This is a genomic window from Bacillus sp. MMSF_3353 (assembly GCF_030733445.1).
In the GTDB taxonomy this organism is placed as follows: domain Bacteria; phylum Bacillota; class Bacilli; order Bacillales; family Bacillaceae_G; genus Bacillus_A; species Bacillus_A wiedmannii.
Window position 1 is genome coordinate 413,876 of sequence record NZ_JASHJA010000003.1, and the last position, 13,802, is coordinate 427,677.

Annotated in this window: 14 protein-coding genes and 2 other annotated features; of the genes, 11 read left to right on the forward strand and 3 right to left on the reverse strand. The window is 37.1% G+C overall.

Translation table 11 applies throughout. From position 1 onward, the window contains the following. Positions 1–64: 64 nt before the first annotated feature. Entirely contained in the window at positions 65–796 is a 732-nt protein-coding gene (locus RBB48_RS10210) for an alpha/beta hydrolase (protein WP_088062503.1), read from the reverse strand. Between the two features lie 203 nt (positions 797–999). On the opposite strand from RBB48_RS10210, the gene RBB48_RS10215 reads away from it, so the two are divergent. Both RBB48_RS10215 and RBB48_RS10220 read left to right on the forward strand, forming a co-directional pair. Further along, positions 1,000–1,911: a DMT family transporter gene (locus tag RBB48_RS10215; protein WP_306007603.1), complete on the forward strand. Its 912-nt coding sequence runs from the start codon at positions 1,000–1,002 to the stop codon at positions 1,909–1,911. A 75-nt stretch (positions 1,912–1,986) separates the two neighbouring features. After that, positions 1,987–2,382 carry a PH domain-containing protein gene (locus RBB48_RS10220; protein ID WP_088608363.1) on the forward strand — a complete coding sequence of 132 codons (396 nt, stop codon included), beginning with the start codon at positions 1,987–1,989 and terminating at the stop codon, positions 2,380–2,382. A gap of 24 nt (positions 2,383–2,406) precedes the next feature. Here RBB48_RS10220 and RBB48_RS10225 read toward each other — a convergent pair whose 3' ends face one another. Next, the gene (locus tag RBB48_RS10225) at positions 2,407–2,805 is read right to left on the reverse strand and encodes an Ig-like domain-containing protein (protein WP_262720012.1); all 399 of its coding nucleotides are present in this window, start codon (positions 2,803–2,805) and stop codon (positions 2,407–2,409) included. A gap of 163 nt (positions 2,806–2,968) precedes the next feature. Next, positions 2,969–4,447, reverse strand: a complete 1,479-nt coding sequence (putP, locus tag RBB48_RS10230; protein ID WP_087984752.1) for a sodium/proline symporter PutP — start codon at positions 4,445–4,447, stop codon at positions 2,969–2,971. A gap of 306 nt (positions 4,448–4,753) precedes the next feature. Then, positions 4,754–4,991, forward strand: a binding site (T-box leader). A gap of 42 nt (positions 4,992–5,033) precedes the next feature. Continuing rightward, positions 5,034–5,278: a binding site (T-box leader), on the forward strand. A 52-nt stretch (positions 5,279–5,330) separates the two neighbouring features. Between putP and trpE the strand changes: the two genes are divergently transcribed. The 9 genes from trpE (at position 5,331) to RBB48_RS10275 (ending at position 13,749) form a co-directional block, all read left to right on the forward strand. Beyond that, the gene (gene trpE / locus RBB48_RS10235; protein ID WP_141542785.1) at positions 5,331–6,749 is read left to right on the forward strand and encodes an anthranilate synthase component I; all 1,419 of its coding nucleotides are present in this window, start codon (positions 5,331–5,333) and stop codon (positions 6,747–6,749) included. Then, positions 6,746–7,333 (forward strand): aminodeoxychorismate/anthranilate synthase component II, encoded by a 588-nt coding sequence (locus RBB48_RS10240; protein ID WP_000636313.1) that lies wholly within the window; start codon positions 6,746–6,748, stop codon positions 7,331–7,333. The genes trpE and RBB48_RS10240 overlap by 4 nt, the downstream gene beginning before the upstream one ends. Further along, positions 7,330–8,355: an anthranilate phosphoribosyltransferase gene (gene trpD / locus RBB48_RS10245; protein WP_088062510.1), complete on the forward strand. Its 1,026-nt coding sequence runs from the start codon at positions 7,330–7,332 to the stop codon at positions 8,353–8,355. Before RBB48_RS10240 ends, trpD begins: the two co-directional genes overlap by 4 nt. A gap of 1 nt (position 8,356) precedes the next feature. Continuing rightward, positions 8,357–9,118, forward strand: coding sequence for an indole-3-glycerol phosphate synthase TrpC (gene trpC, locus RBB48_RS10250; RefSeq protein ID WP_088062512.1), 762 nt, complete (start codon positions 8,357–8,359; stop codon positions 9,116–9,118). Further along, complete coding sequence (locus RBB48_RS10255) at positions 9,115–9,729, forward strand: phosphoribosylanthranilate isomerase (protein ID WP_088062514.1); 615 nt, start codon at positions 9,115–9,117, stop codon at positions 9,727–9,729. The genes trpC and RBB48_RS10255 overlap by 4 nt, the downstream gene beginning before the upstream one ends. After that, positions 9,726–10,919 carry a tryptophan synthase subunit beta gene (gene trpB / locus RBB48_RS10260; RefSeq protein WP_088062516.1) on the forward strand — a complete coding sequence of 398 codons (1,194 nt, stop codon included), beginning with the start codon at positions 9,726–9,728 and terminating at the stop codon, positions 10,917–10,919. The genes RBB48_RS10255 and trpB overlap by 4 nt, the downstream gene beginning before the upstream one ends. Before the next feature lie 3 nt (positions 10,920–10,922). Next, positions 10,923–11,699 carry a tryptophan synthase subunit alpha gene (trpA, locus tag RBB48_RS10265; RefSeq protein ID WP_048545100.1) on the forward strand — a complete coding sequence of 259 codons (777 nt, stop codon included), beginning with the start codon at positions 10,923–10,925 and terminating at the stop codon, positions 11,697–11,699. A 74-nt stretch (positions 11,700–11,773) separates the two neighbouring features. Beyond that, positions 11,774–12,133 carry a DUF4029 domain-containing protein gene (locus RBB48_RS10270; RefSeq protein WP_097890431.1) on the forward strand — a complete coding sequence of 120 codons (360 nt, stop codon included), beginning with the start codon at positions 11,774–11,776 and terminating at the stop codon, positions 12,131–12,133. A 116-nt stretch (positions 12,134–12,249) separates the two neighbouring features. Next, complete coding sequence (locus RBB48_RS10275) at positions 12,250–13,749, forward strand: L-lactate permease (RefSeq protein WP_306007604.1); 1,500 nt, start codon at positions 12,250–12,252, stop codon at positions 13,747–13,749. Positions 13,750–13,802 lie beyond the last annotated feature (53 nt).

Sequence of the window (13,802 nt, forward strand, 5' to 3'; positions counted from 1 at the left end):
TTAGATTTTGAGAAAATAACTCTCTTAATCTATTATATCAAATTATTCTGAATACTGCTCTCTATTATTTCATTGATAGAATATGAGAGAAAGCTTTCGGTAAATCAGTTTGCCAATATTTCCACGTGTGGTTACCTTCAAATTCTTCGTAATGCGTGATGAAATTTCTATCTGTCAGAAGCGTATTGAGCTCACGGTTCGGCCCAACGAAATCGGATACTTGTCCATCAGTGCGTTTTACAGCTGTTTCTTCTGTCCCAATGACGTGATAAAGGTCTAGCGCCTCCGGATTTTTAAAGTCTTTTGCCAAATTCATCACTGTGTCATCGACAAATGGTGATTGCATAACGACTTTACCGAATGTATGCGGATACATAAGTGCAGTCATAAAGGAAACTGTTCCGCCAAGAGAATCACCAATTAACACACGACCTTTTCCGATTTGGTACGTTGGATAATTTTCATCGATATATGGTGCAAGTTCATGAGCAAGGAAACGAATATACGCAGCGTTTTTCACTTCATTTGGGAAATATTTTTCTTTACGATCGTGTACATTTTTATATGGAATACCGACAATAATTGTACGGTCAATTTCTTCAGTTTCACGAAGGCGCTCAATTACACGGTGCGCTTTACCAAGCTGAAAATAATCTCTACCATCTTGTGCAATTACAACTGTATGTTTGTGTAGTGGTGTGTAATTTACTGGTAAGTAAACGAGAAGTGTAACATCTTCTTGAAGTGATGCGCTATAAAATGAAATTTCTTCAATTCTCCCTATTGTTTGATTCATGTGGATCCCCCTAAATAAAAATTTACTGTAATGATTGTAAGAGCGACGCTTGTAGTGAAAAAGAAAGAAATATTCACTAATAGGTGCTTTCGTTTCTATTTTACCATAATGGTACGAAGAATCTAAAAAATTAGTATTTAAGTTATAAAAGAAAACGGATATAATGAAGTGGGATTTTTGACAGGTGAGAGGGGAGACGGAATTTGAAACAAGAAAGATCAATCGCACTACCATTAGCAATTTCCATTATAGCCATTTCATTCGCAGCAGTTTTTGTAAAGATGTCCTCAGCACCATCTTCAATATTAAGTATGTATCGATTATGGATTATCGTACTTATTATGCTGCCTATCGTTTGGGGAAAAAAGGAAGAGTTTAGTGAGATTCAAATAAAAGATTGGGGATTTTTAATTGGATCTGGTTTCTTTTTAGCGCTTCATTTTCTTTTGTGGTTTGAATCTTTAAAGCATACGACAGTTGCTAGTTCGACGATTATTTTAGCACTTCAACCAATCGTATCTTTAGTTGGAGGTTTTTTCTTATTTAAAGAAAGAACAACATACTCAGCCATTGCGACAATGGGAATAGCGATACTAGGCGTAATGTGTATTGGGTGGGGAGATTTAGGATTAAGTGAACAAGCAATTTATGGAGATATATTATCCTTTTTAAGTGTAATAGCAGTTGTCGGTTATTTATTTATCGGACAAACGACGGTAAAGAAAGTATCACATTGGATTTACAGCTTTACAGTCTTTGCATTCGCAGGTATTTTTATGGGGATTTATAATATAGTATTGCAAGTGCCTTTTACAGGTTATACGAAGTGGGATTGGACCGTTTTTCTTTTACTTGCGGTCGTGCCGACAGTGTCACACGTCATTAATAATTGGTTATTAAACTACGTAAATGCAACAACAATTTCAATGAGTATTTTAGGTGAACCAGTTGGAGCATCTATATTAGCGTTCTTCTTACTCGGTGAAAGACTAAATGCCATGCAAATTATCGGTAGCATGCTCGTATTGTTTGGTGTATCTGTTTTCTTACTACAGCAACAAAAACGAACAGCAAAAAATGTAGTAAATGAGCCGGCGTATACACAGGAATTATAATGTTAGAGGAGAAAAGAGAAGTTGTGATACTTCTCTTTTTGTTTTACAGAAATATAGGGGAGGAAGGGAAGTTTAATGGAATTTCCATCAAAAAAAGATATATGGTTATATCCGATTTTTTTCGTTGTCATTGGAGCGTGTTTTGCTCCTCTATTTGCAGGAAAAGAGTATTTTCTTTTATTTTTTACAATTCCGTTAGCAATATTATTTATGTGGAGTTGGTTTTCGACAAAATACATCGTCGGAGAAGAAACAATTACAATTAGATCAGGTCTCGTTAAAAAAAGCATATTTATACGAGATATAAAACAAATTTCAAATACGAAAAATCCAATAGCTGCTCATGCATTGTCATTGGATCGACTTGAAATTGTTTACGGCGCACATAAAACAGAAGTTATTTCTCCTAAAGATAAAGACCAATTCATCAACCTTGTTACAAGTAAAAATTCACACATTGAAATCAAGTAAAAGAGTGGCTAGGAAGCCACTCTTTTACTTTGGATTTGTCATATAAGGTTGTACATGAATAATACATAGGTCACGGAACTTTCCTTCAGTAGTTGTGACAATTACGACTGATCTTCCGGCACTTTTTCCAGTAATCGTTACCGTATCACCTTTTGGATACATTGTGATAACATCAGCATTCATATTTGTCCAAATAAGTTCTTTATTCGTTGCTTGCACTGGTAAAACGGAGGCTGATAACTCAGTGCTTTGTCCAGTTCTTACTTTCAACTTATTTTTTTCCATATGAACACCAATGACTGAAATAACAGAAGGAGCGATTGAAATTTTAGGTGGATTAGGTTGTATGTTCAAACGAGACGCAGAAGTATTTGTAATAGGTGAAAATTTTCGTGTTTGTTGTTGCTGGAAAGCTGCTAACATGTTGGAGTCCCCTTCCTGTATAAGTGCTGATAGTACTACTATAAAGGACTAGTGTTATGTTTAATTTAACGAAACATAAAGAAATTGTTAAATTCGAGTAGAAGATTGTCGAACTTTCATAAAAAGAAAGCTCTGCTGATACGATAACAGCAGAGCTTTTCCTTTATAGATTATGACTATGTTGTTTTTCGAAATTCTCAAATTGCTCTTCAACTTCTTTTGAAGGTTGTGTTAGTAAACTAACAATTACGATGGCTAGTAAACTAATAGCGAAACCTGGAATCATTTCATATAAGAAATCTTTTAAGAATTCGAATTGAGTCCATATAATAACAGTAGCGGCACCAGAAATCATACCAGCAAGTGCGCCCCACTTCGTCATACGTTTCCAATATAAGCTTAATAAAATAGCAGGTCCGAATGAAGAACCGAAACCAGCCCAAGCGTATCCAACAAGAGCTAAAATCGTATCATTTTGTTTAAACGCTAATGCGCACCCAACTAATGCAATAACAAGTACAGCCATACGACCGACAAATACAAGCTCTTTATCAGAAGCAGAGCGTTTAAAGAAGGTACGATATAAGTCTTCGGTTATAGCACTAGAAGTAACGAGTAATTGAGATGAAATTGTACTCATAATAGCTGCTAAAATAGCTGCTAATAAAAATCCAGTAATAAGTGGGTGGAATAAAATTTTTCCTAGTTCAAGGAAAATTGTTTCTGGATTAGATAATGTTAACTCTTGTTGTGAGTAGTAAGCGATACCGATAAGACCAGTAAACATAGCTCCAACAACAGAGAAAATCATCCAGCTCATACCAATTCTTCGTGCGCTTTTAATCTCTTTTACAGAAGAAATCGCCATAAAGCGTACGATAATATGAGGTTGTCCAACATAACCAAGGCCCCATGCGAATAAGGAAATCATTCCTAAAGTAGAGGCACCTTTAAAAATATCTAGACGTGTTGGATCTACAGAACGAATTGTATCAAATGCAGGCCCAAGTCCGTTCGAATTCATAATTGTTACGATAGGAACAAGAATAAGAGCAATTACCATAATGATTCCTTGTACGAAGTCTGTCCAACTTACGGCTAAGAAACCACCAAATAATGTGTAAGCGACAACAACGCCAGCAACAATGAATAACCCAAAGTGGTAGTTCATACCAAATGAATTTTCAAATAATACAGCGCCTGAAACTAATCCTGAAGCTACATAAAAAGTAAAGAAAATCATAATAACAAGTCCGGATACTAAGCGTAGCATGTGAGATTTGTCGTGGAAGCGGTGTTCCAAAAATTCTGGGATAGTAATAGAGTTGTTTGCAATTTCAGAGTAGGTACGTAAGCGAGGAGCGACATAAAGCCAGTTTGCGTATGCGCCTAGTGTTAGGCCGATCGCAATCCAACTACTACTCAATCCAACGCTAAACATTGCACCGGGTAAGCCCATTAAAAGCCAACCACTCATATCGGATGCTCCAGCACTTAATGCTGTTACTGCGGGGCCTAGTGTACGCCCGCCAAGCATATAATCTGTTAAGTTGGACGTTCGTTTATAGGCGAAATAGCCAATGACTAACATCCCGAGCATGTAAATAGAGATTGAAGTTAAAGTTAACATCTGCGTACTCATGAAGTTCCCCTTCCTTTTGTCATGTCTTTTGATGCGTTATGCATATTTATAATCTATCATGATTATTCTGAAAAATCCATACAGAAATATGAATTTTCAGAAATGTAAGCGTTTTTTGATATCATTTTACTTTTTTAATATATAATATTCATACAAAAAACCTTATTTTTAATAGAGTATTTATTATATTTACATAAAAAGAGGTTGTTTTGTCAATATAATATTGAAAGGAGAGAAAAATAAAATTTTTTAAAAAGTATTGACTTATGAAAAAAGTAAGGTCTATAATGAGTGCAACTTAAAAAAATGCAAGCGTTGATGAAGAAGAGTACACATGATGAACATGTCAGAGAGCTGATGGTTGGTGCGAATCAGTATGGAATTGATGTGGAATGGGCTTCGGAGCTTCCAAACCGAAACGAAAGAAGTAGGCTTTGGCGACATGATCTCATCGATACAAGAGACACGTATTGTTTTTGATACGGTAAAGTGCGTTACATTCGTAACGAATTAAGGTGGCACCACGGGAGTACCCGTCCTTTCTATAGGATGAGTACTCCCTTTTTGTGTACAAAAAATTAAATAAATGAAATCGTTGAAGTAAGAAGAGTACGTATATTGGAGACGTTACAGAGAACCGGGGATAGGTGGGAGCCCGGTGCGGTGCCATATACGGAATGGGCTTACGAGAGGTATGCTGAACAATTATTTTCAGTAGGCAACCCGGGTTCCGCCGTTACAAGGATAAGGTATATATTTTGTACCTGAATAAAGCGGGATGCTTTTGCGTCCAACATGAGGTGGTACCACGGTAAATTTATCGTCCTCTACATATTTTCGATATGTAGGGGACTTTTTTATTTTTCAGATTGAGGTGAAAGGCATGATGACAAAAGAGGAATTTATGAAGCAAAAAGAACAGGGAAGAGCATTTTTAGTAATCGCTGAAGAAGAAGGAGATAGCATTACGCCAATTTCTTTATATAGACGTATGAAGGGAAAGAAAAAGTTTTTATTAGAAAGTTCGCAGCTTCATCAAGATAAAGGACGCTATTCTTACTTAGGATGTAATCCATATGGTGAAGTGAAAAGTGTTGGTACGGAAGTAGAACGAACGATTTACGGCCGGGCAGAAGAGTTGCAAGGTAACGTACTACAAGTGTTAGAAGAAGAAATCGCGTCAGCTCAAGTAGACAGTCCATTCCCATTTTGCGGAGGAGCAGTTGGTTATATTGGCTATGACGTCATTCGGCAATATGAAAACATTGGAGCAGATTTACACGATCCACTAAATATTCCAGAAGTACACCTTTTACTATATCGTGAGTTTATCGTGTATGACCATTTACGTCAAAAATTATCATTTGTATATGTATGCAGGGAAGATGATTCAGCAGATTATGAAGAAGTATATGAAAGATTGCAAGTATACAAAGAGGAAGTGCTGAGGGGAGAAGAAGCGGAAGTAACTGAAATAAAATCAACATTATCATTCACTTCTTCTATAACAGAAAAAGAATTTTGCGCGATGGTAGAAACGGCGAAAGAACATATAAGAGCCGGGGACATATTCCAAGTCGTACTGTCACAGCGTTTGCAAAGTGAATGTATTGGGGATCCATTCGCGTTATACCGAAAACTTCGAATTGCCAATCCGTCACCATATATGTTCTATATCGATTTTCAAGATTATGTTGTACTCGGTTCTTCGCCGGAAAGCTTGTTATCAGTTAGAGAAGATAAGGTGATGACGAATCCAATTGCGGGTACGAGGCCGAGAGGGAAAACGAAGGAGCAAGATGCGGAAATTGAAAAAGAACTGTTAGAAAATGAGAAAGAACGAGCGGAGCATATGATGCTTGTAGATCTTGGGCGAAATGATATTGGCAGAGTAAGTGAAATTGGATCCGTGACGATAGATAAATATATGAAAGTAGAAAAATACTCTCACGTTATGCACATTGTATCTGAAGTTTACGGAATATTGCGAAAAAGAATGAGTGGATTTGATGCATTAGCGTATTGCCTACCAGCAGGAACAGTGTCGGGAGCTCCGAAAATTAGAGCGATGGAAATTATAAATGAGCTAGAGAATGAAAAAAGAAATGTATACGCAGGTGCAGTTGGATACGTTAGTTTTTCAGGGAATCTTGATATGGCGCTCGCCATTCGAACAATGGTCGTAAAGGATGAAAAAGCATACGTTCAGGCAGGAGCGGGAATTGTTTATGATTCAGACCCAGTAGCTGAATATGAAGAAACGTTAAATAAAGCGAGAGCACTATTGGAGGTAATGAAATGATTGTACTAATTGATAATTACGATTCATTCACATATAACTTGTATCAACTGTTAGGTGAATGCGAGGAAGAAATTGTTGTCGTAAGAAATGATCAAATAACGATAGAACAGTTAGAAGGGATGAATCCAACAGGAATTGTGCTATCACCAGGACCAGGAAAACCAGAGGATGCTGGCATTTGTATCGAAGTGATTCGTCATTTTTATAAGAACGTTCCCATATTAGGTATTTGCCTTGGTCATCAAGCAATTATATCAGCATTTGGAGGAGACATTGTAAGAGCAGGACGCATTAAACACGGTAAAACATCACGTGTAAAACATAATGGAACTTCAATCTTTTCATATGTAACACAGCCATTAACGGCGATGCGCTACCATTCCCTTGTTGCAGCGCAAACGAGCTTGCCAGAGTGTTTTGACATACTAGCGACAGCGATGGACGATGGAGAAATTATGGCAGTTCGTCACAATTATTATCCGCTATTCGGATTACAGTTTCATCCGGAATCAATCGCGACAGAAGAAGGTGGAAAGTTAATACGTGCCTTTTTAACAGAAGTGAAGGAGGAGGAAAGAGTATGAATAACTATCTTCGTAAATTAGTGGAGGGACAACATTTAACAGAAGAGGAGATGTATAGAGCAGGGCTTCTTTTATTAAATGAAAACATATTGGAGAGTGAAATTGCAGCTTTCTTAGTATTACTGAAAGCGAAAGGTGAAACAGCAGAAGAAATATACGGCCTTGTTCGAGCTCTTCGTGAAAAGGCATTACCGTTTTCGAACCATATACAAGGAGCGATGGACAATTGTGGGACGGGTGGTGACGGTGCCCAAACGTTTAATATTAGTACAACATCGGCATTTGTACTGGCAGGAGCTGGCGTAAAGGTTGCAAAACATGGTAATCGAGCTGTTTCTAGTAAAACAGGAAGTGCAGATTTATTAGAAGAACTCGGTGTAAATATTAGCAGTACGCCAAACGAAATTGATCATTTATTAGAGCATGTCGGCATCGCATTTTTATTTGCACCAGCGATGCATCCAGCATTAAGACGCATTATGAAAATAAGAAAAGAATTGAATGTGCCGACGATTTTTAACTTAATTGGTCCTTTAACAAATCCGGTAAATTTAGAAACACAATTTGTCGGCATTTATAAACGAGATATGTTACTACCAGTTGCGCAAGTATTACAGAAACTAGGCAGAAAACAAGCGCTTGTCGTAAACGGAAGTGGATTTTTAGATGAAGCATCATTACAAGGAGAGAATTATGTTGTCATTTTGAAAGATAATGAAATAGTAGAAACGAGTATTGAACCTAAGAAATATGGTTTCTCAATAGTGAAAAACGAAGAGATTAGAGGCGGGGATTCGAAAGAAAATGCAAAGATTACGCTCGGAGTATTAAGCGGAGAAAAGAATGTTTACCGCGATACAGTTTTATTAAATGCAGGTCTAGCCCTTTTTGCAAATGGAAAAGCAGAAACGATTGAAGAAGGAATTACACTAGCGGCATATAGCATTGACTCTGGAAAAGCATTAGCCAAACTAAACTTATTAATTGCAGCAAGTAATGAAAAATTAGAAAGGGTGAATTAACGTGGGGACGATTTTAGATAAAATTGTAGACCAAAAGAAAAAGGAAGTTGCGGCATTATATGAAACGTATACGCCATTAAAAGAAAGTAGAAAGACACTTTCACTTGTAGAAGCATTACAGCAGTTTACTGTCATTGCAGAAGTAAAGCGAGCATCACCATCAAAAGGAGATATTAATTTACACGTTGATGTACGAAAACAAGTGAAAATATATGAAGAATGCGGCGCAGGAGCAGTATCTGTTTTAACAGACGGTCAATTTTTTAAAGGGTCGTTTCACGATTTACAAACGGCAAGAGCAGAAAGTAACATTCCGCTTTTATGTAAAGATTTCATAATTGATAAGATTCAAATTGATAGGGCGTATGAAGCTGGAGCAGATATTATTTTATTAATTGTAGCGGCGTTAACGAAAGAAAAATTAAAAGAGCTGTACAGCTACGTACTAGAAAAAGGATTAGAGGCAATTGTTGAAGTTCATGATGAGCAGGAATTAGAAATTGCAATTCAATTAAATCCGCACGTTATCGGTATTAACAACCGTAATTTAAAAACATTCGAAGTCGATTTAAGCCAAACAGAAAAGCTTGGAAAACGATTAAACGAGGAGAAATTACTTTGGGTTAGTGAAAGTGGGATTCATTCAAAGGAAGATATTATCCGTGTTAAAAAAGCTGGAGCGAAAGGTGTATTAGTTGGAGAAGCACTTATGACATCATCTTCTATTCATACCTTTTTTGAAGATTGTAAGGTGAACATATGAAAGTGAAAATTTGCGGTATCACTGATGTTGAAACGGCAAAACGTGCTTGCGAATACGGAGCTGATGCACTCGGATTTGTTTTTGCAGAAAGTAAGCGGAAAATCACTCCAGTGCTAGCGAAAGAAATCATTCAGGAGCTTCCAACAAACGTGTTAAAGGTTGGTGTTTTCGTAAATGAATCAGTAGAAGTAATCGAGAAAATTGCAGATGATTGCGGGTTAACACATGTGCAACTACATGGAGATGAAGACAATCATCAAATTAGAAGGCTGAATATTCCGTCTATAAAATCACTTGGGGTAACTTCAGAGAGTGATATGAAAAATGCTCAAACATATGAAACGGATTATATATTGTTTGATAGTCCGAAAGAAAAGTTTCACGGGGGAAATGGAAAGAAATTTTCATGGGAGTTACTCGCACATATGTCAAAAAAATTGCGAGAGAAAACGATATTAGCTGGTGGGTTAAACGCTCTTAATATAGAAGAAGCGATTCGAACTATTCAGCCATACATGGTCGATGTAAGTAGCGGAGTGGAGACAGAAGGAAAGAAAGATGTAGAGAAAATAAAACAATTTATTATAAAAGCGAAGGAGTGTTCCAAATGAATTACGCATATCCAGATGAAAAAGGTCACTACGGTATATACGGAGGACGATACGTTCCAGAAACGTTAATGCAATCTGTATTAGAACTAGAAGAAACATATAAAGAAGCAATGCAAGATGAAGGGTTTCAAAAGGAATTAAATCATTATTTAAAAACGTACGTCGGAAGAGAAACACCGCTTTATTTCGCTGAAAATATGACGAAGTATTGCGGCGGTGCAAAGATTTATTTAAAACGTGAAGATTTGAACCATACAGGAGCTCATAAAATTAACAATACAATCGGTCAGGCACTACTTGCAGTACGAATGGGCAAGAAAAAAGTTGTCGCTGAAACAGGAGCAGGACAACACGGAGTTGCAACAGCTACTGTATGTGCCCTACTCGGATTAGAATGCGTCATCTTTATGGGAGAAGAAGATGTGAGACGTCAAAAATTAAATGTGTTCCGAATGGAATTACTCGGAGCGAAAGTAGAAAGCGTAGCGGCAGGTAGCGGCACATTAAAAGATGCGGTAAACGAGGCGCTTCGCTACTGGGTTTCACATGTACACGATACACACTACATTATGGGATCCGTTCTTGGACCACATCCATTCCCGCAAATTGTTCGTGATTTCCAAAGTGTAATTGGGAAAGAAACGAAAAAACAATATGAAGCGTTAGAAGGGAAATTACCAGAGGCAGTCGTTGCATGTATTGGTGGTGGTAGTAATGCGATGGGCATGTTTTATCCGTTCGTACACGATGAAGAAGTCGCTCTTTACGGCGTAGAAGCAGCTGGGAAAGGTGTTCATACAGAAAAGCACGCAGCTACTTTAACGAAAGGAAGCGTTGGTGTTTTACACGGATCGATGATGTACCTTCTGCAAAATGAAGAAGGACAAATTCAAGAAGCACATTCTATTTCAGCGGGACTCGATTATCCAGGTGTTGGGCCAGAACATAGCTTGCTAAAAGATATTGGACGCGTTTCTTATAATTCAATAACAGACGAAGAAGCGTTAGAAGCATTTCAATTATTAACGAAAAAAGAAGGGATTATTCCGGCGTTAGAAAGCTCACATGCTGTCGCATACGCATTAAAATTAGCGCCGCAAATGAAGAAAGACGAAGGGCTTGTCATTTGTTTATCTGGCCGCGGGGATAAAGATGTAGAGAGTATAAAACGTTATATGGAAGAGGTGTAAAAAATGGGAGTAGAAAAAATTAAAGCAGCGTTTGAAAATGGTAAGAAAGCATTTATTCCGTACGTAATGGGCGGAGATGGTGGCCTTGAAAAATTAAAAGAAAGAATTTGTTTTCTAGACGAAGCAGGAGCAAGTATCGTTGAAATCGGTATTCCGTTTTCAGATCCAGTCGCAGACGGTCCAACGATTCAAAGAGCAGGGAAACGAGCGCTAGATAGCGGTGTAACATTAAAAGGCATTTTTCAAGCATTAATAGAGGTAAGGAAAAAAGTACAAATTCCGTTTGTACTCATGACATATTTAAATCCAGTACTCGCATTCGGAAAAGAACGATTCATCGAAAACTGTATAGAAGCAGGTGTAGACGGTATGATCGTTCCGGATTTACCGTATGAAGAACAAAATATTATTGCCCCGTTACTTCGAGAGGCAAACATTGCGCTAATTCCACTCGTTACAGTAACGAGCCCAATTGAGCGAATTGAAAAAATTACGAGTGAATCAGAAGGGTTCGTTTACGCTGTTACAGTAGCGGGCGTAACAGGAGTACGTCAAAACTTTAAAGGTGAGATTCATAGTTACTTAGAAAAAGTAAAATCACATACACATTTACCGGTAGTGGCAGGGTTCGGTATTTCAACGAAGGAACATGTAGAAGAAATGATTACAATATGTGATGGAGTAGTCGTTGGAAGTAAAGTTATCGAGCTGTTAGAAAATGAAAAGCGAGAAGAAATATGTGAATTAATACAGGCAACAAAACAAAAAGAAGAGGCATAAGTCTCTTCTTTTTGTTTTACGTAATAAATGTTAAAATATACAGAAAATACATATAACTTAGAGGGTGAGAAAGCATGCTAAGACGGAAACTACTATATTTTCTTCTAACTGTACCATTATACGCTTGGCTCATTAGCATGACGAAAATAGAGGTGATGGCTCTATTTTTAGGATATGTATTCATCTTTTCCAACTTAAATCGCATTCAAGAGCAATCTATTTTAGAAATATGTATATTTTCGATTAGTATAGAACTATTTAGTATCGTTTCGATTGTATTATTAAACGAATTATTTCGCTGGATCCATTCATTTGAATTAATGAAATTTGGAAATGTTTTATTGCAAGTAATATGTGTTTATATTGTGTTTGTTGTGTTAGACAAAATAGTTGGACAGCAGAGCGTTTTTCAGGATAAAAGAAAATGGGAGTGATTCAAAAAAGGAGCTAGATGGCTCCTTTTTTGAATCTGTAGTAAAAACAATTGAAAATTATGACATCTGTTATATAATAGTTAAAAATTGTATTTTTAATGAAAAGAGATGATAACATGGCCATATTGTTGGCACTTATCCCAATTATGATGATTTTCATTTGTTTATTTTTATTTAAACAAACGTCATTAAGGTCCTCTTTAATTGCTTACGTTGTGTCTGTTGGAATCGTTTTACTCTCGCCAACGTTTCAACTAGGGATAAGTGAAACTGTGCACGCAACGATTAAAGGTTGGTTAATTTGTTTTATTGTCGGGTACGTGTTGTTTTCCGGTATTTTTTTATTTCACCTCATGAACAAAATGGGGTACATCGATCAAGTAGCACGTTTTCTAGAAGAAGTGACGCACGATCGTTTATTACAAATGCTCCTTATGTGTTTTGGTATTTGTCCGCTAATCGAATCAGTAAGTGGATTCGGAATTGGATTCATGGTTGCAGCACCGATCTTTCTATCATTAGGCTATAAACCGTTTCAAGCTGTACTACTTTCATTTATTGGTTTACTAGCTAGTTCATGGGGCGCAATGGCAACTGGTACGATTATCGGTTCGCAGCTTATAAATATGCCGCTTACAACACTTGGCACGAATACGGCACTACTAAGCATTCCGATGTTTGCTTATTTCGTCATCCTTTCTTTACACGTTGTTGGTGGTTGGCAGGCTGTTATTGAAAAGTGGAAAGAAGGATTCGGTTTCTTTCTATTATTTTCTCTCGGAATTTATCTTTCTAACGCATACGTAAGTGTTGAACTAGCAGGTATATTAAGTTCTATCGTTACAATTGCATTTGGTTTTCTTATCATTAAATTAAAAGGAAAAAGTGAGCAAAATCTTATAACAGAACATGCGGCTGCAACGGAGAGAGAAGTATCCATTATAAAAATTATTAGCCCTTATATATTTCTAACAGTTTGTATTTTACTTTCTCGCCTCGTTCCAGCATTACATGATTTGTTCAGATCATATGCGGTTCTTGATTTGAAATCATATTCTTACAAACTAGAGTTACTATATTCACCAGGATTTTGGCTCGGTATGACTTGCTTATTTACTATTATTTTCTTCCGCATTCCATCTCATATTATTAAACAATCACTCTTGCAAACGATAAAACAATGGATTCCTTTTGCGATTACAACGACAATGTTTATCGCCATTTCAGAACTAATGGGTGCATCTGGCATGCATTCATTACTGGCAAAAACAGCTGGTGAAACATTTGGAACATTTTTCGTTTTCGTTGCTCCGTTTATCGGCGGAATCGGTGGCTTTTTAACAGGTAGTAACGCAGGATCAAATGCGATGTTCATAAAACTACAAATGCAAACTGCGCAAAACGTAGCACTTCCGTGGCAATACGTTACAATACTGCAAAACACCGCATCATCAGTAGCGACAATCGCTTGCCCGTCACGGATTACGTTAGGTGCTTATTTATGTAATATACCGTATCGTGAAAATGAACTATTAAAGAAGACGACGTTAATGATTTTGGGTGCGGTGTTACTTGTGGTGGTAGAGGTTATTTTTTGGTATCTGTTGAGAAAATAAGAAATCCTCCTGAGAAAGGAGGATTTTCTTTTTATATGGATAATGCCTTAAGT